The following is a 25,172-nucleotide window of genomic DNA, read 5'->3' as shown; positions in this document are numbered from 1 at the left end:
CGTAGTAAAGAACGGGTAACAGCGCGGACAAAGAATTCATGCCGACATTGACAAAACTGGCTGCGGCCATCGTGTTTGCGGCCCTCGCGGTTTACGCGGTGGCGCAGTATATAACCCTTTATGAACACCCGCCCCGGCAGGGACAGGGCGTCCATGTCGTTGCTGTGATTGCCGCATTAACCGGCTGGAAATATGTGGGCGCGCGTATCGCATCGGGCTTCGTTCAGTCCGTGTTTCAGGTCTTGCAGGGGGTCATTGTCACGGTGTTTCTGTCGCTTTTCGTGATCGGGGCCTACAATGTTTTCAGGCTGGGGTATCAGATGCGCTATTCATCGCTGGAAGCTGCGTTTCTTGGATTTGTTGGTGGTTTTGTCGAACATCTGACGCGGATGGCACAACTGGATTTTCTGCTTTTGCTGGCGGGGATGATTGTTTTCACCGGAATTGCCCTGACACTGGTGTTTCGCTGGGCAGAAATGCGGCGGTCTGCCGGATGACAACAGATGTCTTTCTGTTCGGCACATTGCGCCATGATGATCTGCGCGCCGCGGTGCTGAATGCTGCGCCCGCGATGTCGCCTGCGACAATGGCGGGGCATGTGCAGGTAGATGTTCAGGGATACCCGGTGCTTGTCGCATGTGACGGCGCACAGGCCAAAGGGGGGCTGGTTGCGCTGGATGCATCTGCGCTGGCGCGGCTGGATTTTTATGAAGGGTTGTTTGACTATACCCGCGAAACCGCCACTGTGCTGCGAGATGGCGCGCCGGTGCAGGCGCAGGTCTATCGCCCCGGCGAATTACCGCAGGTGACAGACACGCGCTGGGAATTCACCGACTGGTCCGCACGCAATGCCGATGCGGCCATTCTGGCGGCACATGAACTGTTCGCTTTGGCCGGTGTTTACGCGCCAGAGGCATTGAAGGTCCGTTATCCCATGCTGCTGGCGCATGCGGCATCGCAATTGCGTGCGGGGCAGGCGGTGCAGTCGGCAACCCTGCGCGGGGATTGGGGGCGCGACGATGTGGTGTCGCGCCAGCGTATGCAGCCCTACGCCTATTTCTTCGGCGTGCAGGTTGATGACCTGCAGTTTCAGCGTTTCGATGGCAGCGCAAGTAATGTGGTCCGGCGTGCCGGTTTCGTCATGAGCGATGCCGTGACCCTGCTGCCCTATGACCCGGCGCTGGACCTTGTGCTGGTGATTGAGCAGTTCCGCTATGGCCCCTATATGCGCGGCGACGCGAATTGCTGGTCGCTGGAACCGATTGCGGGCCGGATTGACCCTGGCGAAAGCCCTGGGGAATGTGCGCTGCGCGAAGCGCAGGAAGAAGCGCGGCTTCACCTGATGCAGGATGCGCTTGTCCCGGTGGGGGAGTCGTATCCGTCACCGGGGGCGATTTCGGAATATCTGTATTCCTTTGTGGCGCTGTGTGACCTGTCGCATGCTGATGAAGGCGTGGCCGGTCTGGCATCCGAGGCAGAGGATATCCGCAGCCATGTCATTCCCTTTGAGCGGCTTATGGCACTGATTGCCAGCGGCGAAGTGCGCAACGGGCCATTGATCCAGACCGCCTATTGGCTGGCGCTGAACAAGGCGCGGTTGCAGGCACGCTGACGCTGGTAATTTAATGGGCCTTGCGCCACGCCGCCCAGTCTTCCGGCGTGTCCAGATCGGTCAGGGCGCGCTGGCCGTCCAGCGGGTACAGGCGCGGGGGATTGGCGCGCAGGATCGCACGTGCGCCCTGATCGCCGCGCAGTTCCAGCATATCCGGGAACAGCCTTCGTGGCACAATCACGGGATGGCCGGGCCGGTGGTCCATGCTGGCTGCGCGCAGGCATTGGTCAGGGTTTTCCGCCTGCGCCGCAATCAGGGCACGGAAATCACCGGCGGCAATGTCGGGCATGTCGGGCAGGGCGATCATCAGCGCTGAAACCGGCGCATCGCCTGCCCATCTTGCGCCTGCGCGCAGGCTGGCGGCCATGCCTTCGTCCGCATCCGGCACAGTCAGGACATGCACCGGCAGGTTCAGCAGAACCGACAGGCGCCTTGTCTTTTCGGGCCGCAGGGTAACGGCAACATAGCTGCTGGCCTGAAGTGCCTGTTGCGCGGCATGCCGCAGCAGGGCAACGCCCCCCACCGGTTCCAGCAGCTTGTCGCCGCCCCGCATGCGCCGCGCCAGCCCGGCCGCAGGCAGCACTATGGCGCAGGCGCGGTTCATCACCTTTCGGGTATCAGGCCACGCGGCGCGAAACGCAGCATCAGAAGCAGCGCGACACCCATGGTCAGCAACCGCATATAGGCAGCCGATGCCAGTAGGTGCTGTTTTAGGCCGGACCCGTCCGCCATGCCCGATGTGACAAGTTCCATGAACCAGCGCCCGGCGGGTTCCACCTGCACCCACAGGAACCAGATCACGAAAGCGCCCAGCACTGCGCCCCAGTTATTGCCGGACCCGCCGACAATGACCATGACCCAGACCAGAAAGGTAAAGCGCAGCGGTTCATAGCTGCCCGGTGTCAGCTGGCCATCCATCGACACCATCATCGCCCCCGCCAGCCCGCAGACAGCCGATCCCAGAACGAAAATGTTCAGGTGGCGTCTGGTCACATTCTTGCCCATCGCGCGGGCCGAGATTTCATTGTCGCGGATGGCGCGCATCATCCGCCCCCATGGCGAATTCAGCGCCCGTTCCGCCAGCCAGATCAGCAATGCCAGCACAATCAGGAACAGGCCCGCATATCCCAGACCGGACAGCACGGATGCCGTCTGCCCCACGCCCCAGCCCAATGACTCCGCCAGCGATTGGACCCATGCCTGCGGTTGCAGGTCCACAGGGCGCGCAACAGGGCGGTCAATGCCGGTCACGTTATTGACGCCGCGTGCCAGCCAGCGTTCATGTTTCAGAACCGCGATGACAATTTCGGAAATGCCCAATGTGGCAATGGCCAGATAGTCGGACCGCAGGCCCAGACTGACCTTGCCCACCAGCCATGCCACACCGGCCGCGAAAACAGCGCCCACCGGCCATGCAAGGATGACAGGTAACCCGGCACCGCCAAGATACCCTTCGGATGCGGGGTTCACGGCCTGCACTGCGTTCTTGGCCGGGCCGAATACATATCCCGTCACCAGATAGCCGATGACCAGAACTGCAAATATCGCCAATGCGCGCAGCTTGCCGGGGGACATGCGTTTGTAGACCGCAACCGCTGCCAGAATCGTGGCCACACCCAGCATCAGCCCCAGCAGAATGCCAAGCCCGCCTGCGGCCCAGGCTTCGGGCACAGGCGGCTGCGCGACCAGCACCACCGCCAGCCCACCCACGGCGGTAAAGCCCATGATGCCCACATTGAACAGGCCCGCATAGCCCCATTGCATGTTTACGCCCAATGCCATGATGGCGGAAATCAGGCTCATGTTCAGAATGGTGATGGCCAGTTGCCAGCTCTGGAACATGCCGACCATTGCCAGAACGACACCCATCAGCGCAAACAGACCCAGATCGCGCGCGGTCAGGTTCATAGCACTTTCCCCTTGAAAATACCTGTCGGACGGAACAGCAGCACAATGACCAGAATTGCGAAAGTGACCGCAAATTTATAATCCACCGGCAATAGCTGCATCATCGATTCGGGTTCCAGCCCTTCGGGCATCAGATAGGTGAACACCCGCCGCCAGGCATAGGTGATTCCCATCTCGGCAAAGGCCACGATATAGGCCCCCACAATCGCCCCGACGGGTGAACCAAGCCCGCCCAGAATGGCCGCCGCAAACATTGGCAGCAGCAACTGGAAATAGTTGAAGGGGCGGAACCCCTTGTCCAGCCCGTAAAGCGTGCCCGCCGTGACCAGCAACATGCCGGTAATCACCCAAGTTATGATCACCACACGTTCGGGGTTGATGCCCGACAGAAGCGCCAGATCCTCGTTATCGGAATAGGCGCGCATGGATTTTCCCGATCGGGTGCGGTTCAGGAACCAGAACAGCACCACCATAACAATCAGTGCGGTCAGGATGGTTATCGCCTGCGAACTGCGCAAAGCCATACCTTCTGCAAGGCCGGTGACATCGCGGAAATCCCGGACAGAGAAGATGAATCGCTCGCCATCTTCAAAACGGGTTTCCCCCACGCCCATGAACAGCCGGGTAATCCCGTTGGTGACAAACATCACCCCAAGGGATGCCATCACAAAGATCATCGGCTTGGCCTTGACCTTGCGGTAGTAGCGATAGACCAGCCTGTCCGTGATCAGCAGATAGCCGATCAGAACCACCATCCCGAAAGGCAGTGCCAGAAGCGCGGTTGGCAGCGGGTGAATGCTGACGCCCTGCGCCTGCAGAAAGAACGTGCCCCCGATAACTGCCGCCGTTCCCAGTGCCATCGTGTCACCATGGGCAAAATGGGCGAAACGCAGGATCGAATAGATCAGTGTGATCCCCAGCGCCCCAAGCGCCAGCTGACTGCCATAGGCAAGGGCCGGGATCAGCATGAAATTCGTGACGCTGACAAGCGCGTTTAGCGGTTCCATCCTGATCAGCCCCCCAAAAAGCTTTTGCGCACATCCGGATCGGCCAGCAGGGCGCGACCGGTATCGGTGTAGCGGTTCGCCCCCTGCACCAGAACATAGCCCTTATCGGCTATTTCAAGGGCCTGACGCGCGTTCTGTTCCACCATCAGAATGGAGATGCCTGTGCGGGCAATTTCAATGATGCGGTCGAAAAGTTCATCCATCACAATCGGGCTGACACCGGCAGTCGGTTCATCCAGCATCAGCACCGAAGGTCTGGTCATCAGCGCGCGCCCGACCGCGACCTGCTGGCGCTGCCCGCCTGACAATTCGCCTGCTGCCTGCCGTCGCTTGTCGCGCAGGATGGGAAACAGCGTATAGACCTGTTCCATCGTGTCGTGAAAATCATCACGGCGGATGAAAGCGCCCATTTCCAGGTTTTCCTCCACGCTCATGGATGGAAAAATATTGCTGGTCTGCGGCACAAAGCCCATACCCTTGGCAACACGGGCCTGCGGGGTCAGGGCGGTGATGTCCTCGCCGTTCAGGCGCACAGTGCCCATGCGCAGTTTCAGCATGCCGAAGATGGCCTTCATCGCGGTGGATTTGCCTGCGCCATTGGGGCCGACGATCACGGCAATCTGGCCCTTGTCCACAGCAATCGTGCAATCATGCAGGATATCCGCACCGCCATAGCCGCCGGTCATAGCCTCGCCTGTCAGAAACGCATCAGCCATGGGCCGCACCCTTTATATCGTTCATCTTGCCCCAAATACTCCTGCCAATGGCGCAGATACACATCACAGCGCGCCCTCTTCTGCCTTGACCTTGTTCTTCAGCCCGGTGCCCAGATAGGCCTCTATTACCGCCTCATTTGATTTGATTTCATCCAGCGTTCCTTCGGCCAGAACCTTGCCTTCGGCCATGCAGATCACCGGGTCACAAATGCGCCCGATAAAATCCATGTCATGTTCGATCACAACGAAAGTATAGCCCTGTTCCTTGTTCAGCCGGACAATCGCATCGGCGATGGTGTTCAGCAGGGTGCGGTTCACGCCCGCGCCAACCTCATCCAGAAACACGATGCGCGCATCGGTCATCATGGTGCGGCCCAGTTCCAGCAGCTTTTTCTGGCCACCGGAAATCTGCCCTGCCTTTTCATCTGCGATATGGTCGATGGTCAGAAATTCCAGCACCTCATCCGCGCGGGCACGGATGCGGCGTTCTTCTTCGCGCACGCGGGCGTTGTGAAACCATGCCGACCACAGGTTTTCACCGGACTGATCGGGCGGCACCATCATCAGGTTTTCGCGCACAGTCATGGAATGGAATTCATGCGCAATCTGGAAGGTGCGCAGCAAGCCCTTGGCAAACAACTCATGCGGGGGCAGGGCGGTAATATCCTCGCCCTCCATCAGCACACGGCCGGATGTGGGGGGCAGCACGCCGGCAATCACGTTGAAAAGCGTGGTCTTGCCCGCGCCATTGGGACCGATCAATCCGGTGATGGACCCTTTTTCAATTTCCAGAGAAGCGCCGTCAACAGCATGGAACCCGCCAAAATGCTTGTGCAGGTTTTCGACCCGGATCATGGCCATATATGTGTTCTCCCTGTCCGCCGCACCTGTTTTCCGGTGGTATCGGAAAACGGCCCGAGGGGTCTCCTCGGGCCGCTGGATCCGGATGGACCCTTTTTGTGATCAGTGGAACTGAACCGTTACATATTCGCCGCCTTCGACGACATATTCACGGTAGCTGCCAGCCGCTTCGCCGGGGCCAACCAGTTCAACATTTGTCGCGCCGACATAGTTGATCTCGCCGCCATCAGCCAGAATCTGCAGACCCTTGGCCAGTTCGCCCGGCAGGATCGGCTCGCCCGGTTCATTGGCGACATTCAGGATGTTGGCTGCGATGCCTTCAGGCGTGGCTTCGCCTGCCGCCTGTGCCGCCAGCGCCAGCAGCGCCGCCGCGTCATAGCTTTCGCGGGTGTAGCTGGATGATGCGTTCACGCCAGCAGCTTCAGCGAGTTCCTGGAATGCGTCGGTCCCTTCACCGGATGCCCATGGAATGGTGCCGATGGTGCCTTCCAGCGCTTCACCGACAGCGGCGATCAGTTCATCGCCATACATGCCGTCACCCATGAAGAAACTCTCGAACGCGCCCAGTTCATAGGCTGTGCGCAGCATGGACCCGCCGCCATCAACATAGCCCAGAATGACCAGTGCATCACCCCCGGCAGAGGCCAGTTGCCCGACTTCTGCGGAATAGTCGCCCTTGGCTTCTTCATGGGCCACTTTCGACGTGATGGTGCCGCCTGACGCAAGGAAGGATTCCTCGAATGCGTTGGCAAAGCCTGCGCCGTAATCGTTATTGGTATAGGTCAGCGCCACTTGATCAAAGCCGCGTTCCAGTACGATACCTGCCAGAATTTCACCCTGACGCGCATCGGAAGGCGAGGTGCGGAAGAACAGGCCGTTTGATTCTGTCGTGGTGAAGGCGGGCGAGGTTGCCGAAGGCGAAATCATCGGGACACCGGCAGACATGGCGACGTTTTGCAAAACCGCCATGGTGACGCCCGAACAATCCGCGCCCATGATCGCCACGATCCCGTCCGATGAAATCAGGCGCTCGGCAGCAGCCTGCGCGGCAGAAGAATCAACGCATGTCGAATCCGCGCGTACGGGCGTAATGGTTGACCCGCCCAGAAACAGCCCGCTGTCGCTGATTTCCTTGAACGCCAGTTCGGCGCTGTCGGCCATGAACGGCGTGATGGATTCAATAGGGCCGGTGTAGCCAAGCAACACGCCCATCTTGACCTCATCCGCGAATGCGACACCAGCGGAGAGGGCCAGCGCGGTGCTTGCAAGAAGCAACTTTTTCATAAGGTATCTCCCATAGGGTTTTGTTATCATTTTTGTCCTGTGCCGGTCCGGCACGGAACCGGCGGCTTTGACCGCCTTGCATTATGCGTAGCATGGTGGTTTGCTTCAGAAAAGACGTTTTGACATTTCGCACGCAGGGTTACCTAGGGGCAGCGGCGGGCGGTCAAATATCGGTCACTGTATAGCTGCGCGCGATAGCGGCAGTGGCCTGTCCCCAGACACTGGCTTTCACCCGGCGCTGATGGGCGTCAAACGCGATCCGTGTGGCAAACCGTTCCGACACCGCCCACACCAGCGGGTCGTCTGTCGGGGTCACGTCAAACTGAAGGCAGCCCGCTTCGGCCCGTGACAGGCGGATATGTTCGGGCAGGTGGCGCTGCACGATGTCCGCCTGCGCGGCATCTGCGCAACGCAGCGCCCCCTGAAGCGCGACAGGCATTATTCCAGTTCAATCGTGCCGGGGGGTTTGGATGTGCAATCATAGAAGACACGGTTGATGCCGCGTACTTCATTGATGATTCGCGTGGAGGTTTCGCCCAGAAAATCATGGGTGAAAGGGTAGTAATCCGCAGTCATCCCATCAACAGATGTCACTGCGCGCAAGGCCAGCGCGTAATCATAGGTGCGCCCGTCGCCCATGACACCCACGGTGCGCATGGGCAGGATGGCGGCGAATGCCTGCCAGATGTCATCATACAGGCCATGGCGGCGGATCTGGTCAATATAGACCGCATCGGCGCGGCGCAGGATTTCCAGCTTCTCGCGCGTGATTTCACCGGGACAGCGGATGGCAAGGCCCGGACCGGGGAAGGGGTGGCGCCCGATGAATTTGTCGGGCAGGCCAAGCTCGCGCCCCAGCGCGCGCACTTCGTCCTTGAACAATTCGCGCAGCGGTTCCACCAGTTTCAGGCCCATCTTTTCAGGCAGTCCACCGACATTGTGGTGGCTTTTGATGGTCACCGATGGTCCACCCGAAAAGCTGACCGATTCGATGACATCCGGATACAGCGTGCCCTGCGCCAGAAATTCCGCGCCATCAATCTGGCTGGCGTATTTCTGGAACACATCAATGAACAATCGCCCGATTATCTTGCGCTTTGTTTCCGGATCGGAAACGCCGTCCAACTCCCCCAGGAACAGATCGGCCTCATCCGCGTGAATCAGCGGAATATTGTAATTGTCGCGGAACATGGTCACGACTTCTTCGGCCTCGTTCAGGCGCAGAAGGCCGTGATCCACGAACACGCAGGTCAGCTGATCACCGATCGCTTCATGGATCAGGACGGCAGCAACCGAACTGTCAACGCCCCCTGACAAACCGCAGATGACCTGCTTGTCGCCCACCTGTTCGCGAATGCGCGCAATCGCTTCATCCTTGTAGGAGGCCATGGTCCAGTCACCGGTGAACCCGGCCAGCCGGACAAAATTTTCGTAAAGTTTCGCGCCATTCGGGGTGTGGTGTACTTCGGGGTGGAACTGCACCGCGAAGAAATTGCGCGACGGATCGGCGGTAATTGCAAAGGGCGCGCCGGATGACGTGCCGAAAACCTGAAATCCGGGGGCAATGCGGCTGACATGATCGCCGTGACTCATCCAGACCTGTTCGCGCCCGTCGGCGCTGGTAAACCAGCCATCCAGCAGGGGCAGGCGGTCATCGGTCGGGGTAACAAAGGCGCGGCCGAATTCGGCAGTGCCATGGCCGGTTTCCACCAGCCCGCCCAGTTCCTGCATCATCACCTGCTGGCCATAGCAAATGCCAAGGATGGGCACGCCAAGGTCAAACACCGATTTCGGCGGGCGGGGCGAGCCATCGCGTGTCACCGAATCGGGACCACCCGAGAAGATGATCGCTTTGGGTGCGAAGGTGGCCAGAAAAGCGTCATCCACATGTTGATAGGGGTGGATTTCGCAATAGACATTCAGTTCCCGAAGCCTGCGCGCGATAAGCTGCGTGACCTGAGAACCGAAATCGATGATCAGAAGGCGTTGATGCTGGGTCATGCCGCCCCGATTAAGTCAAGCCCGCGCGCCCTGCAAGGGCCTAAAACGCGCTCAGATCAGATTGAAGCGGCTTGTTCGCGGGAGTTCCGGCATGAAGCGGGTGTTGTGGGAGAGAAAGCGCGCCAGCGGCCGGTCCCACGTTACAGGGGTTCACTTTATGCAGGCGGAATACTCCTGAGTTCATACGCTTGGTGTGGCATCAGAAAAATCGGCAGGCCGCGGGACGGCCAGACCTATGGTGTGGGCCAGCCTCGCGGCCTTTGTTCCGCGCATTTCGATGCTGCTCAACCGCTTTCAGACAGCTTGCCATTTCCCCCGACATGTTCACCCCAAGGGCGCTAGGGCGCGTCGATGCACAGGATTTGCAGATCGGCCACATTCGTCCCCGTCGCCCCGGTCATCAGCAGGTCATCCGCCAGTGACAGCGCGTGATAGCTGTCGTTATTGGCCAGCAGCGCTGCCGGATCGCCGCCTGCGGCCCGGATGCGCGCCAGCGTGTCACCATCCACCATAGCGCCCGCCGCATCTGTCGGGCCATCGCGCCCGTCGGTGCCGCCCGACAAAAACCGCCAGCCCGCCACGCCGTCCAGTTCGGCAGCAACGCGCAGCGCCAGTTCCTGATTGCGCCCGCCACGCCCGGTGCCGCGCAGCCTGACAGTGGTTTCCCCGCCAAACAGCGCAACACGCGGCCCGCCGCCATCCCGCACTGTCTGTACGATTTTCGCCGCTGCGTCCCCGACATCGCCGGTCAGTGCATCGGAAACGATACTGGCATTTTCACAGGCCCGCGCCATTGCGTCCAGCGACATGCGGTTCGACCCGATCAGCCGGTTATCAGCTTCGGGCAGGGGGGATGTGTCCTCTGTCCGGGTCAGTGCATCGTGCGCAGCCTGCGGCAAGCGGTTCCATAGCCCCGAACCGGCCAGTAGGGCGCGGACCTCATCACGTGTGGCAATAGGTGCCACTGTCGGACCGGATGCAATGGCGCGCAGATCATCGCCGATCACATCAGACAGGATCAGCGCCCGCACCTGTGCCGGGGCGGCCATGCGCAGCAAGCCGCCGCCCTTCATCCGCGACAAATGCTGGCGCACGGCGTTCATGGTCACAATGTCCAGCCCTGCGCCCAGCAGCAGGTCATTGACCTGCGCCTTGTCGGACAGTGACAGGCCCGGAACGGGCGCGGGCACCAAAGCCGACCCCCCCCCGGAAACCAGCACCAGAACAAGGTCATCCGCGCGGGTGCGTGCCAGCATTTTCTGCACCGCAAGCCCCGCCTGCAATCCGTTTTCATCGGGCACGGGGTGGCCAGCCGCCATCACGCGCGCGCCGTCCAGCGAATCGGCGTTTTCGTAATTCGTGATCACCAGCGCGGCCTGCGGCGTGGGTAACAACGACAGCGCCGCCTGCATCATTGCGCGGGCGGCCTTACCGATGGCCAGCGCATACAGCCGCCCGCCATCGGGCAGTTGTAAGGGCGTGTCGCGCAATGCATCCTGCACCGCCGCGCGCGGATCGGCAGCCGTAACGCCGATGTCGAAAAGCCCGGTCATCTGCGCGCGGGTCAGCATTTGCCCACTCCTTCGGTTGATAGCGCTATGTGCATATGGCCCTTTGTGCCATTGCTACCGCAAATGGTGCAACCCGCTTTCGGTTGGCGCAGCGCGGCAGGGCTTGCTATAGGGGCGTGCAACACAGCATAATCTGACCGGGTTAAGGGAGTCGTCATGTTTGATCTGACAGGAAAAACCGCGCTGGTGACCGGCGCATCGGGTGGTATTGGCGCGGAAATCGCGCGTGCGCTGCACGCTGCGGGCGCAACTGTTGCGCTTTCGGGCACGCGCGAGGCCCCGTTGCAGGACCTGGCGCAGGCCTTGGGCGCGCGGGTGCATGTGCTGCCCTGCAACCTGTCGGATGCCGATGCGGTCGAAGCGCTGCCAAAACGCGCAGTAGAGGCAATGGGCGGGCTGGATATTCTGGTCAACAACGCGGGCATCACTCAGGATAATCTGCTGATGCGCATGAGCGATGAACAATGGCAGAAAGTGCTGGATGTGAACCTGACCGCCGCCATGCGCCTGATGCGTGGCTCTCTGCGTGGCATGATGAAAGCACGCTGGGGGCGGGTTGTGAATATCAGTTCGGTGGTGGGCGCAACCGGCAATCCCGGTCAGGCAAATTATGTTGCTGCCAAGGCCGGGCTGGTCGGCATGTCAAAAGCGCTGGCGCAGGAAGTTGCATCGCGCGGAATCACCGTGAATTGCGTCGCACCGGGCTTTATTGCGACCCCCATGACCGACGCGCTGAATGACGACCAGAAAGCCGCGATAAACGGGCGGATTCCGGCTGGCCGCATGGGCAGCCCCGCCGACATTGCCGCCGCAGTGCTGTATCTGGCCAGCCAGGAAGCGGGCTATGTCACAGGGGCTGTGCTGCATGTGAATGGCGGCATGGCGATGGTTTGATTTCGCGCAATAGGCGCGCGGTTGCGCTGCGCGCTTGCGATAGTACGCCGCTGTGCTATGAAAGCGAGGCTGCGGTTTTAACAGGACCGCAATACTCTTGACCTGAGGGCGTGAACGCCCTATTGGGCGCGCAATACGCCGCTGACGACTGGCGGACGAGGGACATTCCAGGCCGGATACCGGCAAGAAAAACTGAGAGGAAGAACATGAGCGATATCGCGGATCGTGTGAAGAAAATCGTCGTCGAGCATCTTGGCGTCGAAGAAGGCAAGATCACCGAAGGCGCGTCCTTTATCGACGATCTGGGCGCAGACAGCCTGGATACGGTGGAACTGGTCATGGCGTTCGAAGAAGAATTCGGCATCGAAATCCCTGATGATGCCGCTGAGAACATCCAGACCTTCGGTGATGCCGTGAAATTCATTACCGAAGCGGCCTGATACGCCAGTCGCTTTATAAGCTTCGGACGCCACCCCATGCGGGTGGCGTTTTGCATTTTTGTGCTGCTCACCATCGGCAGGTTCCCGCAGCTTGCCGTTTTGTGAGGGGTCACGCCCCGCGCGGCCCTTCCCCTGCGGCCCAAATCCCGCTATCACAACGATAATATAGTCTGATAGACATAAGAGAGGGCACATGCGCAGGGTTGTCGTCACAGGGCTTGGAATGGTTACACCGCTGGCATGCGGCGTAGAGGAAACATGGTCGCGTCTGCTTGCAGGCCAGTCCGGCGCCGGGCCGATCACGCGCTTTGACGCCAGCCATCTGGCCACCACCTATGCGTGCGAAGTGCCGCGTGGCGACGGAACGGATGGGACATTCAACCCTGATGACTGGATGGAACCCAAGGAAGCCCGCAAGGTTGATGAATTCATCCTTTACGGTGTGGCCGCCGCTGAACAGGCTGTGCGCGATTCCGGCTGGATGCCCGAAGATGAAGACAGCCGCTGCCGCACCGGTGTCATGATCGGTTCGGGTATCGGGGGGCTGTCCACGATTGCCGAAACCGCGGTGTTACTGAAGGAACGCGGGCCGCGCCGGGTGTCGCCCTTCTTCATTCCGGGCGCGTTGATCAATCTGGTGTCAGGGCATGTCAGCATCCGTTTCGGGTTCAAGGGGCCGAATCACGCAGTGGTTACCGCCTGTTCAACCGGGGCGCATGCCATTGGCGACGCCGCCCGCCTGATCGCGTTCGGGGATGCCGATGTCATGGTCGCAGGTGGTACAGAAAGCCCGATTTCGGAAATCGGGATTGCGGGGTTCAATGCCTGCAAGGCGCTGTCCACCAAACGCGGTGATACCCCCGAAGCCGCCAGCCGCCCCTATGATGCAGACCGCGACGGTTTCGTTATGGGCGAAGGCGCGGGCGTGGTGGTGCTGGAAGAATATGAACATGCCAAAGCGCGCGGCGCAAAGATTTATGCCGAAGTGCTGGGGTACGGCATGTCCGGCGATGCCTATCATATCACCGCCCCGTCCGAGGATGGCGCAGGCGCGCTGCGGTCGATGAAAGCGGCGGTGGCGCGGGCAGGCATTGACCCGTCGGAACTGGATTACATCAACGCGCATGGCACATCCACCATGGCGGATGTCATTGAACTGGCTGCAGTGGAACGGTTGCTTGGGGACAGTGCTGGCAAGGCCACCATGTCATCAACAAAATCGGCCATCGGACATTTGCTGGGCGCCGCTGGCGCAGTGGAGGTAATTTTCTGCATTCTGGCAATCCGTGACCAGATTGCGCCGCCCACGCTGAACCTTGACACGCCCGCTGTGGAAACCCCGATTGACCTGGCTCCCAAGGTGGCGCGCAAACGTGACATCCGGCTGGCCCTGTCCAACAGTTTCGGCTTTGGCGGCACAAATGCCAGCCTTATCCTTGGAAAGATCGAAAGCTGATGGTGCGTCATGTTGTTGCCAATACCCTGACGCTGATGATCGTGGCCCTTGTGGGCGTGGCGATCATCATTTCTGCAGGTAAACGTCAGTTCACAGGCCCCGGCCCGCTGACGCAGGCGGTGTGTTTCCGTGTGGATCCGGGGGCGAGCCTGCGGGTGGTGTCGCGCGGGCTGGCGGAGCAGGGCGTAATAAAATCCGAACAGGTGTTCCGCGTCGGCGCGCAATACAGCGAACGCGCCGGACAATTGCGCTTCGGATCATATCTGATTCCCGAAGCGGCCTCGATGGATGACATTCTGGATATTCTGACACGCGGCGGGGCATCGACCTGTGGCAGCGAAATTCACTATCGCATCGGGGTGACCCGTATCGATACATTGGTGCGCGAACTGGACCCGGCCACGCAGCGCTTTGAAACCGTGGTGCAATTCGCCGCAGACGAGGAAGCGCCCGAAGACTATGCCAGCTTTGCATCGCAATCGGATATGCAATACCGCATTACGGTCGCCGAAGGGGCCACAAGCTGGCAGATATGGGAAGGCGTCCGTCTGGCAGAGTTTCTGGAAGGCGATCCGGGCGAACTGCCCCCGGAAGGCATGCTGGCCCCTGACAGCTATGCCGTGACACGTGGCGCGGACCGCGAAACGCTGCTGGCGGAAATGCAGACGCGGCAGGAAGCGATTCTGGCGCAACTCTGGGAAAGCCGCGCGGACGGGTTGCCCTATGACACCCCGCAGGACGCGCTGATCATGGCGTCGATTGTGGAAAAGGAAACCGGCGTTGCGGATGAACGGCGTCAGGTCGCCAGCGTATTCGTGAACCGTCTGCGGATGCCGATGCGGCTGCAGACCGACCCGACAGTGATTTACGGCATTACTGAAGGGCGCGGTGTGCTGGGACGTGGGTTGCGGCGGTCTGAACTGGACGCGGTAACCCCTTATAACACTTACCGTATTGACGGATTGCCACCGACGCCGATTGCCAATCCCGGACGCGCGGCCATTGCGGCAGCGCTGGACCCGGATGAGACATCCTATCTGTATTTCGTGGCCGACGGCACAGGCGGGCATGCTTTCAGCACCAATCTGGCGGATCATAACCGCGCTGTCGCCCGCTGGCGCGAGATCGAGGCTGAACTGCGCGAACAACAACAGCCGGCCGAGTGAAATATACCGTTCGCGGGCGGTTCTGATGTGAAGCGAACTTTGAGCGCAACGCCGCGCCAGCGGTGGGCCGGTCCCGGTCCCACGTGAGAGAAGTTCACTTTATGCAGGCGGCATATTCCGGCATCCAAGGCTTGGCATGACGCTGGCGCCATCGGCAGGCCGCAGGACGGCCCGCCGATGGCGTGGGCCGCCTGCGGCCTTTGTTCCACACCTTCTGTTCAGCCCCGGTAAATCAACGTGAGCGAGGCCTGCTGCCGTCAGATGCATGAAAAAAGGGCGCATGAAAGCGCCCCTTTTCAGTATCTTGCAGATCGTTCTTTACCTGATCAGGCCAGCATGGTGACCGGGTTTTCCAGATAGGCGACAACTTCTTTCAGGAATTCGGCACCCAGCGCACCATCTATCACGCGGTGATCTACGGAAAGGGTCATTGACATAACAATGGCCACTTTCAGTTCCCCATCCGCGCCGACGACTGGCTTCTTCACACCGGCACCCACGGCCAGAATGGAGCCGTGCGGCGGGTTGATGACCGCATCAAAGTTTTCTACCCCGAACATGCCAAGGTTGGAAATGGCCATCGCGCCGCCGACATATTCATGCGGGGCCAGTTTCTTGTTGCGGGCACGACCGGCCAGATCCTTCATTTCCGCCGACAGCGCAGAGAGTGATTTCAGATGCGCGTCTTTCAGCACTGGCGTGAACAAGCCGCCTTCGATGGCCACGGCAACCGCCACATCAGACGGTTTCAGGCGCAGAATACGGTCACCGGCCCAGACGGCATTGCAATCGGGAACCGCCTGCAGGGCCATGGCGCAGGCCTTGATGATGAAATCATTGACCGACAGTTTGACACCGCGCGATTCAAGCTGCTTGTTCAGGTTCGCACGGAAGGCCATCAGCGCATCAAGCTGCACGTCACGGCGCAGATAGAAATGCGGGATGGTCTGTTTGGCTTCGGTCAGGCGGCTGGCAACGGTTCTGCGCATGCCATCGAGCTTGACCTCTTCATAGTCGCGCCCTTCATACATGCGCGCGACCTGATCGGCACTCGGGCCGGTTGGTGCCGCGGCGGCGGCTTTGGCCGGTGCGGCGCTGGCGGGTGCTGTGGCCCCGGCGGCAGCTGCGGGTTTGGCACTGTCGAGATCAGCTTTGACAATGCGGCCATGCGGGCCGGAGCCGGTCAGTTGTGCAAGGTCAATCCCCTTGTCAGCGGCAATGCGGCGGGCCAGAGGGGATGCAAAGATGCGCTTCCCGTCCCTGGCCGGTGCAGGGGGGGCGGCCGCGGCGGAGCCCCCTTCGGGGGCCGCCTTCGCAGCCGCGTCAGCCGCAGGTGCGGCTTCCGGTGCACCACCGCTGGCGGGGGCGCTGCTGGTCTTGATATCGTCAGCGCTTTCGCCATCTTCCAGCAGCACGGCGATGGGGGTGTTGACCTTGACCCCTTCAGACCCGGCGTCGATCAGGATCTTGCCGATCACACCTTCATCGGTGGCTTCGAATTCCATCGTCGCCTTGTCGGTCTCAATCTCGGCCAGAATGTCACCGGAGGAAACGCTGTCCCCCTCCTTGACCAGCCATTTTGCAAGCGTGCCTTCTTCCATGGTGGGCGAGAGGGCGGGCATCAGGATTTCTACAGGCATCTTTCCCTCCCTTAACGATAGGTGACTTTGCGCGCAGCCTCGACCACCTCATCGGTGGTGACCAGCGCAAGCTTTTCAAGATTGGCGGCATAGGGCATGGGCACATCCTTGCCTGCCAGATTGATGACCGGCGCATCCAGATAGTCGAATGCCCGTTCCATGACGACGGATGTGATGTAATTGCCGACCGAGCCTTGCGGATACCCTTCTTCAACTGTGATCAGGCGGTTGGTTTTCATCACAGAGGCAAGGATTGCATCCGTGTCCATGGGCCGGATGGTGCGCAGGTCGATGACTTCGGCACTGATCCCGTCTTCGGCCAGACGCTCGGCGGCGTCCAGTGCATAGGTCATGCCGATACCGAAGCTGACGATGGTGACATCCGTGCCTTCGCGCCAGATTTTGGCCTTGCCGAAAGGAATGGTGAAATCATCAAGCACCGGCACTTCGAAACTGCGGCCATAGAGGATTTCATTTTCCAAAAAGACCACCGGGTTGGGGTCGCGAATGGCCTGCTTCAGCAGACCTTTCGCATCGGCGGCGGAATAGGGCATGACGACTTTCAGCCCCGGAATCTGGGCATACCATGCCGCGTAGCACTGGCTGTGTTGCGCACCGACGCGCGCGGCGGCCCCGTTCGGGCCACGGAAGACGATGGGACAGCCCATCTGCCCGCCGGACATGTAAAGTGTTTTCGCCGCAGAATTGAGGATATGGTCAATCGCCTGCATGGCGAAATTGAAGGTCATGAATTCCACGATCGGTCGCAGACCGCCGAAGGCCGCGCCAACCCCGATACCGGCAAAACCATGTTCGGTAATCGGTGTGTCGATCACGCGGCGCGCGCCGAATTCGTCCAGCAAGCCTTGGGTGATCTTATAGGCACCCTGATATTCGGCGACTTCCTCGCCCATGACAAACACTTCGTCATGGTTGCGCATTTCTTCGGCCATGGCGTCGCGGAGTGCCTCGCGCACGGTCTGGGTTTTCATCTGCGTGCCTTCGGGCCAGTCGGGGCTGGTATCGGGCGCGGGTGCGGCAGGGGCGGCGGCTTTCGCGGAGCCCCCTGCGGGGGCCGCCTTGTCAGCCGCCTCGGCCGCCGGGGCGGCCTCGGTCGCGGGCGCAGATGTTGCGATGTCATCAGCGCTTTCGCCCTCTTCGAGCAGCACGGCGATGGGGGTGTTGACCTTGACCCCTTCGGTGCCTGCATCGATCAGGATTTTGCCGACGATTCCTTCATCAACGGCTTCGAATTCCATCGTTGCCTTGTCGGTTTCAATTTCTGCCAGGATATCCCCGGCGCTGACGGTATCGCCTTCTTTCACCAGCCATTTGGCCAATGTGCCTTCCTCCATCGTGGGAGAGAGTGCGGGCATCAGTATTTCGGTTGCCATGTTTCCTGTCCCCCCTGTCAAGCGGTCTGCGGCACTTCGGATGCGTAGATATCGGTCCAGAGTTCTTCCAGCGCGGGTTCCGGACTTTCCTTGGCGAATTCGGCGGCGTCATTCACGACGGATTTGATGTCCTTGTCGATGGCCTTCAGGTCATCTTCGCTGGCATGTTTGCCTTGCAGCAGCAATTCACGCACATGTTCGATCGCGTCGCGTTCCTCGCGGATTTTCTGCACCTCGTCGCGGGTGCGGTATTTCGCGGGGTCGGACATGGAATGCCCGCGATAGCGGTATGTCATGACTTCCAGAATATACGGCCCCTTGCCTGCGCGGCAATGCGCGACGGCCTTTTCACCAGCAGCCTTGACCGCCAGCACATCCATGCCGTCAACTTCTTCGCCCTTGATGCCGTAAGCTGCGCCGCGTTCCCACAGGCTGGGGGATTTGGTGGCGCGCTGCACGGATGTACCCATGGCGTATTTGTTGTTCTCGATGACAAAAATCACCGGCAGATCCCACAGCATGGCCATGTTATAGGTTTCATAGACCTGGCCCTGATTGGCCGCGCCATCACCGAAATAGGTGAAGGTGACATTGTCATTGCCCTTGTATCTGTCCGAAAAGGCAAGACCCGCGCCAAGCGGCACCTGCGCGCCGACAATCCCGTGCCCGCCATAGAAATGCTTTTCCTTGGAGAACATATGCATGGAGCCGCCTTTGCCCCTGGAATAGCCGCCCTCGCGCCCGGTCAGTTCCGCCATGACGCCCTTCGGGTCCATGCCGCAGGCCAGCATATGGCCGTGATCGCGATAGGACGTGATGCGCTTGTCGCCTTCCTTGGCCGCAGCTTCCAGACCGACAACGACAGCTTCCTGCCCGATATACAGGTGGCAGAACCCCCCGATCAGACCCATGCCGTAAAGCTGGCCTGCCTTTTCTTCGAATCGCCGGATCAGCAACATGTCGCGGTAGAATCCAAGCAATTCTTCAGCCGAGACATTTGATTTCGCGGCGGTTTTCCTTGTAGCCATGTCTGGCCTCCCTCCCGTCAAAGGTAATAGTTCAACGTTAAACAATTAAATAGCGCAATTCCAGTAGGGTTGCGAGTGTTTTTCGACAATACCGGCATGCACCCTGTGCAAGACGGCTCAGGGGGCGGCAATATCCGGCGATGGCGTTAAAAATCAGTCAGGTTTGGCGATCAGCAAATCCGCCGGCGGCGCGCGCATCAGATCGCGCGCGTAATTGCCAAGCTGGTCATGGCTGCGCCCTGAATGACTGCCGATCACGATAAGATCGGGTTTCAGTTCATTAATGCGGAACTGCAGCACCTCATGCACACCGCCTGGCACGATCTCGGGTGTTTCCAGATTTTGCGGTAACCCGTCCAGGCGCATGAACGCATCGCGCAGCAGCACGGATGTGGTCATTGCAGTGCCATTTTCTGCCTCGGACATAGGCAGTTTGTCTTTCAGGGGTAATCGCAGCGCATGCACTGCGTGAAATTCGGCGGCAGGTGCGATGCGCGCTGCGGCGGCCATGGCCTGCGCGGAGGCGGGCGAAAAGGTGATGGCGCCCAGAACACGGCGATAGGGGGCGATATCGCGGGAATGGGCCACCAGCACCGGGCAGAACACAGCCAGCGCGATGCGTTCCATCGTTGTCAGGCGCAGGGTATCCAGAACCGTGCGGACCCTGTGCAGCCCCAGAACAACCAGATCCGCAGATTCAGCGCGCGCCAGATCTGAAATAACCTGATCCACCGGGCCAGTGCCCATAAAGGTTTCAACCGCGATATCCGGGTAGCGCGCGGCCATCTGCGACAGCGTATCCCTGATGGTGTCGGGATCTTGTGCGCGCCAGTTCCGCAGGCGAAGGCCCCGGTCGGGGGTGGCGTGTACCAGTATCATGCGCGCACCCAACGCCCGCGCAAGCGCTGCACCGCGTTCCGGCACAGCCGCAGAGCGTGGCTTCAGATCGGTTGCAACAAGAATGGTCCTGATCGCAGGCAAAGCCGCACCCTGTTCGTAAATGAAATCCCGCAATCGTTATTTAGCAGATCAGAAAACAGCCGTCACTTTGCTTTCGCGGGGAAGGGCGAATATGCGCTGAAAATCGTGTCCCGCGCGGCACCGGACAAGGTGTCAGATGATAAATCCTGCGCGAAATGGGAATTGCTGTGCAAATGCGGGAAACGTGTTTTCAGGTCGGAACACAGCGTTGCGGGCAGGCGCGTCAGGGTTGCGCGCGATACCAGCAGGCTTTCCATCGGGACGCCTTCGGCATAAATGATCTGATGTTCATCAAAGGCGAGGCTGTAATAGGTCACGAAGCCGCCTTCAGGTTGGGTAATGCCCGCTGACCCGACAAGCTGTCTGGCCTGCAACAGGATTTCTGCCCGCGCGCCCAGACGTTTGTCGCCGCGCTGATACAGGAAAATCCGCTGCCGCGGGGCCAGATGCAGGCTGCGCAGATTGCCTAAGCCAGCGGCGGGAATAACGACCGGGGCAAAGTCGCCGAATCTGCGCAATGTCACCTTGCCTATCCAACGCACCGGCTGCGCGCCGTGATCGCGCGTCAGAACCATGCATCCCTGCTCTATCTGCTCGATGGGGACAAGGCTGCCATCTGCGGTGGTGATCCTTGTGCCGGCCCCGAAGCAGCCTTGCACGATTTCCGAAAGCCGGAACCCGGTGTCATCGGTATTCACGTCAATCAGCGCATAGTTTACCGCCGGTCGTATGGGGCCAAGCGGCAGTGCGAAGCGCTGCGCGCCGATCATCAGCAGGACCATGTCAAGAAGGTCGCCATCCTGGGCCATCAACCGCATCTGGCATAATGGGGTAACGTCGACACCTGCAGGCAGTTGGCCGGTGTCGGAACATGAATCGGAATGGTCGCGCAGCACGGTGATCCGGTCATCCATGCGCAGGGTCAACCGGCGCAGATGGCGGGTACTGGTCAGGCGATAGACATCCCCCAGCGCGCAGGTTTCGGGCGGCCCGAGCTGGTCGCCTTCGTTGATGCCCCAACTGACGATGAAGTCATCAGCGGGCAGAACCTCGCATTCATAGATTGTCGCCGACATATCGTCCCCCGCACCACCTTGTCTGACAGACGCGGAATGCGCACCACGTCCCGAAAAGTTCCGGGCGCCGGGCAGGAATGCGCCAGCGCCACTTCCGGGGCCGCGCGAAATCTTCTGCGGCTTTGGGTGCCAGTGCCATATTTGCATGCCGGACAGGCAGTGCAAAGGATAGTCAGGAATAGTGCAATGGCAAGGGTGTCAGACAATCAGGGCGTGAAGGGTACGGGCGGCCGGTTTTTTCACGCTGCGCCCCATACGGAAATCGTGTGCCGCATGAGCCGGTTCCCTGTCGCGCAAGACCGGGCAGGGGCCTTGCGCGACAGGGGTTTGTGTTGCTGTCAGTTAACGCGCGTCCATAGCGACTCGCGGCATATTCCCATGACGCAGCCGGACACGCCAAGCTGGTTGCCGCGCAGTTCCATCCGGGAATTATAGGTGCGGTCGCGGTCAGGCGCATAGACACGACCGTTACGGTATTGCCCGTCGCCCTGCGCTTCCATGTCCCAGACAATGGCCCGTCCGATATTGGGCGATTCTATCTGCTGGCCATTCCCGCCGAAGGCCGTGACCAGCCCGCCACAGATTTTGCCATTGGAACATGTCTGTATCTGAACATGGCCGAAATTGCCGTTGTCGTCGGGTGCTGTTTTCCAAAGCCCATGCGCCGGATCGGCCAGTGCAGGGGCGGCGAACAGGGCCAGCAGGCCCATTGCAAGTGCTGTTTTCCGCATGGTTACTCCTCCCTGAGTGGTGGAAGTCTTCACCCAAACAGCGCTTCTGGCAAGCACGACCTTGCGTCAGGCGGGTAAAGCGGGGGCGCACTACAGTAAAAAAGGCGCCCGCGAAGGCGCCTTTTTCTGTCTTTGTCCGGTCTAAGCGCCGCAGCGCTTATCCGCGCGGTTCGCTTAACAGTCCCTTGACCAGCGCATAACAGGCCAGAACCAGCACAATCGCGAAGGGTAGCCCGGTGGACACTGACGCGGCCTGAAGTGCCGCCAGCCCGCCGCCGATCAGCAGCGCCGCGGCGACCAGCCCTTCGAAGATCACCCAGAAAACCCGCTGGCTGACCGGTGCGTCAATCTTGCCGCCTGCGGTGATGGTATCAATCACCAGCGACCCGGAATCCGACGAGGTGACGAAGAACACGATCACCAGAATGATCGCAAGGGTGGACGAAATGGCCGCCAGCGGCAGTTGCGACAGCATGCCAAACAACGACAGTTCCGGCACATAAGCTGCGATCACATAGCCATAGACCGCGCTTTCGGTGACAGTGTTGATCAGTTGATCAATGGCCGTTCCGCCGAAAACCGTCATCCAGACAGCCGAGACCAGTGTGGGGATCAGCAGCACGCAGGTGATGAATTCACGCACAGTACGTCCACGGCTGACACGGGCGATGAACATGCCCACGAAAGGTGACCAGCTGATCCACCACGCCCAGTAGAATGCGGTCCAGCCCTGGCGATAGCCGTCATCCTCGCGCCCGATCGGGTTGGACAAGGCACCGATTTCGCTGAAATAGGCCCCCAGATTGCCAAAGAACTGCGTCACCAGCGTCAGGGTCGGCCCTGCCAGCAGCACAAACGCCAGCAACAGAACAGCAAGGCCCATATTGATTTCCGACAGCACCTTCACACCGCCGTCAAGCCCGCGCATTACTGAAATCAGCGCCATGCCGGTAATGATGACGATCAGCACGACAGAAGCCGTGACTGTATCATTGATACCTTCGATCCCGAACACGAAACCGATCCCGGCAGAGGCCTGCTGCGCGCCAAGACCCAGCGACGTGGCCAGCCCGAACAACGTGGCAAATACCGCCAGAATGTCGATGACATGGCCCGGCCAGCCCCAGATGCGTTCCCCGAAAATCGGGTAGAACATGGAACGTATGGTCAGCGGCAGCCCCTTGTTATAGGCAAAGAGTGCCAGCGACAGCGCGACAACTGCATAAATCGCCCAGGGGTGCAGCCCCCAGTGATAGATGGTCGCAGCCATCGCAGTCAGGCGTGCGGCTTCCACTGCAGCGGGGTCGGCCAGAACACCATCGACAATGCCGATGTCGCGCATCAGCGGCTGATCGCCCCATGGCGTGCCGAAATAATACACAGGTTCGAGCACCCCAAAGAACATCAGACCAATGCCCATGCCTGCGGCAAACAACATCGCAAACCAGCCACCATAGCTGTAATCAGGCGTCGCATCGACCCCGCCGATCCGTACCTTGCCCAATGGCGATACCAGAATACCCAGACAGACCAGAACGAACAGATTGCCCGCCATCAGGAAGAACCAGTCGAAGCTGGATGTCAGGAAGCCGCGCAGATCGGTGAAAATTGGTCCGACCTGGTTCTGAAATGCCAGCGTGATGATGACAAACGCCATCACAACAAGGCCTGAAACCAGGAAGACGGGGTTGTGAATATCCAACCCGAACGGGCCGATTGACGGGGTAATATTGTCCTGACCTATTTCATAATCGGTGTCGATGATGTCGGACGCACCTTCGGGTTCCGGTATTGCCTCGGATGAGGTCGTCTGTTGGTCGTCATCGTCGTGTTGCGACATACTATTCTCCAGTTTCCATGACGGTTGTGGCAGTTTCTTGACTGGCGCGCAGAACATGCGCTGATCATGCAGCGCTGCGCGGCCGCGCTATCGCACCAGAAAGACCGATGCACCGGAATGCGCGGCAATCGTGTCGCCATGCCCCGCCCAGATATAATCCAGTGCGTTCGGGGCGTGGGTCTGCATGACCACAAGATCACCGCCAAGGTCGTCAATGGCGGCAAGAAGTGTCTTGTCGGTGTCGATGCTCGGATCGGGGCTGATACAGGCGGTTGCACTGCATTTCAGCCCATGTGCCTTGCCTTGCTCATCCGCAAAGGCGCGCAGCTTGCGCTCATATTCCTGGGGGGTGTGGGTAACGGCATTGGGGGCGGTGCCGGTCACCCCGACAAAGCAGATTTCGGCCTTGTAATGGTTCGCAAGGTCTAGCGTCGTCTGCAGCGCCTTGGACAGATCGTCGACATGCGTCAGATCGACCGGAAAAATCACTTTCCGATACATGGTCCCTCCTGCTGTCATCGCGGACAGATTTATGATTATGATGTCGCTGATGGTAACATGGGTGTGATGGGGGTTTGCAACCCCTGCGGCAAAAAAAGGCGCAAATCCGACATATCAAAGCCGGGAAGTCCGGCTTTTACATTACCTGTTGCAATGCTAGGTCTGCCACAGACCATAACGGGAGTCGTGACGATGGATCTTGGAATTTCGGGAAAACGCGCGCTGGTCTGTGCCAGTTCCAAAGGGTTGGGGCGCGGCTGCGCCGAGGCATTGGCCGCAGAGGGTGTGAATCTGGTGATGAATGCGCGCGGGGCAGACGCGCTGGAATCCGCCGCCGCCGCCATTCGCGCGGCCCATGGGGTCGATGTGGTGACAGTGGCCGCCGACATTACCACCGAAGACGGGCGCGCAAAGGTTCTGGCCGCAGCAGGTGATGTGGATATTCTGGTTAATAATGCAGGCGGACCACCGCCGGGCATGTGGACCGACTGGAATCGCGATGATTTCATCGCAGCGCTTGACGCCAACATGCTGACCCCGATTGCGCTGATCAAGGCGCTGGTGCCGGGAATGATGGAACGCGGTTGGGGCAGGGTGGTCAACATCACCTCTCAATCCGTCAAATCCCCCATTCCGGTGCTTGGCCTGTCGAATTCGGCACGCGCGGGCCTGACAGGTTATGTTGCGGGCACGTCGCGGCAGGTGGCGGGCAAGGGGGTTGTCATCAACAACCTGTTGCCGGGCATTCATGACACCGACCGCGCGACGTCGCTGGATGGGGGTGTGGCAAAGGCCGAAGGGATCAGCATGGAGGATGCGCGCAAGAAACGGCACGCCACCATTCCCGCTGGCCGCTACGGCACCGCGCAGGAATTCGGCGCGGCCTGCGCATTCCTGTGTTCGCAACATGCCGGTTTCATCGTGGGGCAGAACCTGCTGCTGGACGGCGGTGCGGTGAACACCACGCTATAGAGTCTGACCTTGGGTCATTGCCGAAAGAAGCGTGTTGCCCGCCGGGGATTCCCGTGTAAGCTGCATTAAGCGCGGGCATAAATGAATCCCGCT

24 protein-coding genes are annotated in these 25,172 nt (G+C 60.1%); 7 read left to right on the top strand and 17 right to left on the bottom strand.

Going from position 1 to position 25,172, the window contains the following annotated elements; all coding sequences use genetic code 11:
* The first annotated feature begins 38 nt into the window (after nt 1-38).
* Both PUT78_RS16080 and PUT78_RS16075 read left to right on the top strand, forming a co-directional pair.
* Nucleotides 39-497 (top strand): TrgA family protein, encoded by a 459-nt coding sequence (locus PUT78_RS16080; protein ID WP_274353294.1) that lies wholly within the window; start codon nt 39-41, stop codon nt 495-497.
* Entirely contained in the window at nt 494-1,612 is a 1,119-nt protein-coding gene (locus tag PUT78_RS16075) for a gamma-glutamylcyclotransferase (protein WP_274353293.1), read from the top strand. Before PUT78_RS16080 ends, PUT78_RS16075 begins: the two co-directional genes overlap by 4 nt.
* Before the next feature lie 10 nt (nt 1,613-1,622).
* On the opposite strand, the gene PUT78_RS16070 is transcribed toward PUT78_RS16075, so the two are convergent.
* The 9 genes from PUT78_RS16070 to PUT78_RS16030 form a co-directional block, all read right to left on the bottom strand.
* Nucleotides 1,623-2,216 (bottom strand): nucleotidyltransferase family protein, encoded by a 594-nt coding sequence (locus PUT78_RS16070; protein WP_274353292.1) that lies wholly within the window; start codon nt 2,214-2,216, stop codon nt 1,623-1,625.
* Nucleotides 2,216-3,520 (bottom strand): branched-chain amino acid ABC transporter permease, encoded by a 1,305-nt coding sequence (locus PUT78_RS16065; RefSeq protein ID WP_274353291.1) that lies wholly within the window; start codon nt 3,518-3,520, stop codon nt 2,216-2,218. The genes PUT78_RS16070 and PUT78_RS16065 overlap by 1 nt, the downstream gene beginning before the upstream one ends.
* Nucleotides 3,517-4,527 (bottom strand): branched-chain amino acid ABC transporter permease, encoded by a 1,011-nt coding sequence (locus PUT78_RS16060; protein WP_274353290.1) that lies wholly within the window; start codon nt 4,525-4,527, stop codon nt 3,517-3,519. Before PUT78_RS16060 ends, PUT78_RS16065 begins: the two co-directional genes overlap by 4 nt.
* A 5-nt stretch (nt 4,528-4,532) precedes the next feature.
* Nucleotides 4,533-5,243: an ABC transporter ATP-binding protein gene (locus tag PUT78_RS16055; protein ID WP_274353289.1), complete on the bottom strand. Its 711-nt coding sequence runs from the start codon at nt 5,241-5,243 to the stop codon at nt 4,533-4,535.
* Between the two features lie 63 nt (nt 5,244-5,306).
* Nucleotides 5,307-6,098, bottom strand: coding sequence for an ABC transporter ATP-binding protein (locus tag PUT78_RS16050; protein WP_274353338.1), 792 nt, complete (start codon nt 6,096-6,098; stop codon nt 5,307-5,309).
* 108 nt (nt 6,099-6,206) lie between these two features.
* A complete protein-coding gene (locus PUT78_RS16045; RefSeq protein WP_274353288.1) occupies nt 6,207-7,388 on the bottom strand; it encodes an ABC transporter substrate-binding protein in 1,182 nt (393 codons plus the stop codon).
* 163 nt (nt 7,389-7,551) lie between these two features.
* A complete protein-coding gene (locus PUT78_RS16040; protein ID WP_274353287.1) occupies nt 7,552-7,827 on the bottom strand; it encodes a putative quinol monooxygenase in 276 nt (91 codons plus the stop codon).
* Nucleotides 7,827-9,389: a glutamine-hydrolyzing GMP synthase gene (guaA, locus tag PUT78_RS16035; protein WP_274353286.1), complete on the bottom strand. Its 1,563-nt coding sequence runs from the start codon at nt 9,387-9,389 to the stop codon at nt 7,827-7,829. The genes PUT78_RS16040 and guaA overlap by 1 nt, the downstream gene beginning before the upstream one ends.
* A gap of 338 nt (nt 9,390-9,727) precedes the next feature.
* A complete protein-coding gene (locus PUT78_RS16030) occupies nt 9,728-10,960 on the bottom strand; it encodes a glycerate kinase type-2 family protein (RefSeq protein ID WP_274353285.1) in 1,233 nt (410 codons plus the stop codon).
* Between the two features lie 156 nt (nt 10,961-11,116).
* On the opposite strand from PUT78_RS16030, the gene fabG reads away from it, so the two are divergent.
* From fabG to mltG, 4 genes are all read left to right on the top strand, one after another.
* Nucleotides 11,117-11,854: a 3-oxoacyl-[acyl-carrier-protein] reductase gene (gene fabG, locus PUT78_RS16025; RefSeq protein ID WP_274353284.1), complete on the top strand. Its 738-nt coding sequence runs from the start codon at nt 11,117-11,119 to the stop codon at nt 11,852-11,854.
* A 206-nt stretch (nt 11,855-12,060) separates the two neighbouring features.
* Complete coding sequence (locus PUT78_RS16020) at nt 12,061-12,294, top strand: acyl carrier protein (protein WP_274353283.1); 234 nt, start codon at nt 12,061-12,063, stop codon at nt 12,292-12,294.
* 193 nt (nt 12,295-12,487) lie between these two features.
* Nucleotides 12,488-13,750, top strand: coding sequence for a beta-ketoacyl-ACP synthase II (fabF, locus tag PUT78_RS16015; RefSeq protein WP_274353282.1), 1,263 nt, complete (start codon nt 12,488-12,490; stop codon nt 13,748-13,750).
* The gene (mltG, locus tag PUT78_RS16010) at nt 13,750-14,916 is read left to right on the top strand and encodes an endolytic transglycosylase MltG (protein WP_274353281.1); all 1,167 of its coding nucleotides are present in this window, start codon (nt 13,750-13,752) and stop codon (nt 14,914-14,916) included. Before fabF ends, mltG begins: the two co-directional genes overlap by 1 nt.
* Nucleotides 14,917-15,242: 326 nt before the next feature.
* Here the strand turns inward: mltG and PUT78_RS16005 are convergent, their stop codons facing one another.
* The 8 genes from PUT78_RS16005 to PUT78_RS15970 form a co-directional block, all read right to left on the bottom strand.
* The gene (locus tag PUT78_RS16005; RefSeq protein ID WP_274353280.1) at nt 15,243-16,556 is read right to left on the bottom strand and encodes a pyruvate dehydrogenase complex dihydrolipoamide acetyltransferase; all 1,314 of its coding nucleotides are present in this window, start codon (nt 16,554-16,556) and stop codon (nt 15,243-15,245) included.
* Nucleotides 16,557-16,567: 11 nt separating this feature from the next.
* A complete protein-coding gene (locus tag PUT78_RS16000) occupies nt 16,568-17,950 on the bottom strand; it encodes a pyruvate dehydrogenase complex E1 component subunit beta (RefSeq protein WP_274353279.1) in 1,383 nt (460 codons plus the stop codon).
* Nucleotides 17,951-17,967: 17 nt separating this feature from the next.
* The gene (gene pdhA / locus PUT78_RS15995; protein ID WP_274353278.1) at nt 17,968-18,978 is read right to left on the bottom strand and encodes a pyruvate dehydrogenase (acetyl-transferring) E1 component subunit alpha; all 1,011 of its coding nucleotides are present in this window, start codon (nt 18,976-18,978) and stop codon (nt 17,968-17,970) included.
* A 153-nt stretch (nt 18,979-19,131) separates the two neighbouring features.
* Nucleotides 19,132-19,959 (bottom strand): universal stress protein, encoded by an 828-nt coding sequence (locus PUT78_RS15990; RefSeq protein WP_274353277.1) that lies wholly within the window; start codon nt 19,957-19,959, stop codon nt 19,132-19,134.
* Nucleotides 19,960-20,021: 62 nt separating this feature from the next.
* Nucleotides 20,022-21,035 carry a Hint domain-containing protein gene (locus PUT78_RS15985; RefSeq protein ID WP_274353276.1) on the bottom strand — a complete coding sequence of 338 codons (1,014 nt, stop codon included), beginning with the start codon at nt 21,033-21,035 and terminating at the stop codon, nt 20,022-20,024.
* Between the two features lie 338 nt (nt 21,036-21,373).
* Nucleotides 21,374-21,766, bottom strand: a complete 393-nt coding sequence (locus tag PUT78_RS15980; protein ID WP_274353275.1) for a DUF2147 domain-containing protein — start codon at nt 21,764-21,766, stop codon at nt 21,374-21,376.
* Between the two features lie 157 nt (nt 21,767-21,923).
* Nucleotides 21,924-23,606, bottom strand: a complete 1,683-nt coding sequence (locus PUT78_RS15975; RefSeq protein WP_274353274.1) for a BCCT family transporter — start codon at nt 23,604-23,606, stop codon at nt 21,924-21,926.
* An 87-nt stretch (nt 23,607-23,693) separates the two neighbouring features.
* The gene (locus PUT78_RS15970) at nt 23,694-24,107 is read right to left on the bottom strand and encodes a universal stress protein (protein ID WP_274353273.1); all 414 of its coding nucleotides are present in this window, start codon (nt 24,105-24,107) and stop codon (nt 23,694-23,696) included.
* 192 nt (nt 24,108-24,299) lie between these two features.
* On the opposite strand from PUT78_RS15970, the gene PUT78_RS15965 reads away from it, so the two are divergent.
* Entirely contained in the window at nt 24,300-25,079 is a 780-nt protein-coding gene (locus PUT78_RS15965) for an SDR family oxidoreductase (RefSeq protein ID WP_274353272.1), read from the top strand.
* The last annotated feature ends 93 nt before the right edge of the window (nt 25,080-25,172 follow it).

Origin of the sequence: Roseinatronobacter alkalisoli, from assembly GCF_028745735.1 — a bacterium.
Classification (GTDB): Bacteria; Pseudomonadota; Alphaproteobacteria; order Rhodobacterales; family Rhodobacteraceae; genus Roseinatronobacter; species Roseinatronobacter alkalisoli.
This window is presented reverse-complemented; position numbering and strand designations above follow the sequence as displayed.

Excerpts from the sequence above, each read along its gene's own strand:
- PUT78_RS16080 (WP_274353294.1), top strand. The coding sequence starts at position 39 with ATGCCGACATTGACAAAACTGGCTGCGGCCATCGTGTTTGCGGCCCTC.
- PUT78_RS16075 (WP_274353293.1), top strand. The coding sequence starts at position 494 with ATGACAACAGATGTCTTTCTGTTCGGCACATTGCGCCATGATGATCTG.
- PUT78_RS16070 (WP_274353292.1), bottom strand. The coding sequence starts at position 2,216 with ATGAACCGCGCCTGCGCCATAGTGCTGCCTGCGGCCGGGCTGGCGCGG.
- PUT78_RS16065 (WP_274353291.1), bottom strand. The coding sequence starts at position 3,520 with ATGAACCTGACCGCGCGCGATCTGGGTCTGTTTGCGCTGATGGGTGTC.
- PUT78_RS16060 (WP_274353290.1), bottom strand. The coding sequence starts at position 4,527 with ATGGAACCGCTAAACGCGCTTGTCAGCGTCACGAATTTCATGCTGATC.
- PUT78_RS16055 (WP_274353289.1), bottom strand. The coding sequence starts at position 5,243 with ATGGCTGATGCGTTTCTGACAGGCGAGGCTATGACCGGCGGCTATGGC.
- PUT78_RS16050 (WP_274353338.1), bottom strand. The coding sequence starts at position 6,098 with ATGATCCGGGTCGAAAACCTGCACAAGCATTTTGGCGGGTTCCATGCT.
- PUT78_RS16045 (WP_274353288.1), bottom strand. The coding sequence starts at position 7,388 with ATGAAAAAGTTGCTTCTTGCAAGCACCGCGCTGGCCCTCTCCGCTGGT.
- PUT78_RS16040 (WP_274353287.1), bottom strand. The coding sequence starts at position 7,827 with ATGCCTGTCGCGCTTCAGGGGGCGCTGCGTTGCGCAGATGCCGCGCAG.
- guaA (WP_274353286.1), bottom strand. The coding sequence starts at position 9,389 with ATGACCCAGCATCAACGCCTTCTGATCATCGATTTCGGTTCTCAGGTC.
- PUT78_RS16030 (WP_274353285.1), bottom strand. The coding sequence starts at position 10,960 with ATGCTGACCCGCGCGCAGATGACCGGGCTTTTCGACATCGGCGTTACG.
- fabG (WP_274353284.1), top strand. The coding sequence starts at position 11,117 with ATGTTTGATCTGACAGGAAAAACCGCGCTGGTGACCGGCGCATCGGGT.
- PUT78_RS16020 (WP_274353283.1), top strand. The coding sequence starts at position 12,061 with ATGAGCGATATCGCGGATCGTGTGAAGAAAATCGTCGTCGAGCATCTT.
- fabF (WP_274353282.1), top strand. The coding sequence starts at position 12,488 with ATGCGCAGGGTTGTCGTCACAGGGCTTGGAATGGTTACACCGCTGGCA.
- mltG (WP_274353281.1), top strand. The coding sequence starts at position 13,750 with ATGGTGCGTCATGTTGTTGCCAATACCCTGACGCTGATGATCGTGGCC.
- PUT78_RS16005 (WP_274353280.1), bottom strand. The coding sequence starts at position 16,556 with ATGCCTGTAGAAATCCTGATGCCCGCCCTCTCGCCCACCATGGAAGAA.
- PUT78_RS16000 (WP_274353279.1), bottom strand. The coding sequence starts at position 17,950 with ATGGCAACCGAAATACTGATGCCCGCACTCTCTCCCACGATGGAGGAA.
- pdhA (WP_274353278.1), bottom strand. The coding sequence starts at position 18,978 with ATGGCTACAAGGAAAACCGCCGCGAAATCAAATGTCTCGGCTGAAGAA.
- PUT78_RS15985 (WP_274353276.1), bottom strand. The coding sequence starts at position 21,035 with ATGTCGGCGACAATCTATGAATGCGAGGTTCTGCCCGCTGATGACTTC.
- PUT78_RS15980 (WP_274353275.1), bottom strand. The coding sequence starts at position 21,766 with ATGCGGAAAACAGCACTTGCAATGGGCCTGCTGGCCCTGTTCGCCGCC.
- PUT78_RS15975 (WP_274353274.1), bottom strand. The coding sequence starts at position 23,606 with ATGTCGCAACACGACGATGACGACCAACAGACGACCTCATCCGAGGCA.
- PUT78_RS15970 (WP_274353273.1), bottom strand. The coding sequence starts at position 24,107 with ATGTATCGGAAAGTGATTTTTCCGGTCGATCTGACGCATGTCGACGAT.
- PUT78_RS15965 (WP_274353272.1), top strand. The coding sequence starts at position 24,300 with ATGGATCTTGGAATTTCGGGAAAACGCGCGCTGGTCTGTGCCAGTTCC.